Below are 532 nucleotides of genomic sequence, written 5' to 3' on the forward strand. Positions count from 1 at the left end.
ACGCAGGAAGAAAAATACCAAGCGATCATTGATGAAGTAAAAGCTGTGGTTGCGCAAAAGCGCCCGATACTAGTGGGTACTGCATCTATTGAATCATCTGAATTTTTGTCTGCATTACTTAAGAAAGCAGGCATTAAGCACAGTGTATTGAATGCGAAGCAGCATGCTCAAGAAGCTCAGATCGTTGCGCAAGCCGGTTTGCCGGGTGTTGTAACCATTGCGACGAACATGGCTGGTCGTGGCACGGATATTGTTCTGGGTGGTAATTGGGAAGCTGAAATTAAAGCATTGAAAGACCCAAGTGATGACAAGATCGCTAAAATCAAAGCTGACTGGGAAGTACGAAATAAAGCCGTACTTGAGGCAGGCGGGTTGCATATTTTGGGTACCGAACGTCACGAGTCTCGTCGAATCGATAACCAGCTTCGTGGACGATCTGGCCGTCAGGGTGACCCAGGTAGTACCCGTTTCTTCTTGTCTTTAGAAGATAACTTGATGCGTCTGTTTGCCTCGGATCGTGTACGTAACATCA

General features: G+C 46.6%; 1 pseudogene. It reads left to right on the top strand.

Annotated elements, in window-relative coordinates:
- Window positions 1-532: pseudogene (secA, locus tag A3761_RS05015) on the top strand (preprotein translocase subunit SecA); the annotation flags it as partial.

Source organism: Oleiphilus sp. HI0123 (assembly GCF_001635315.1).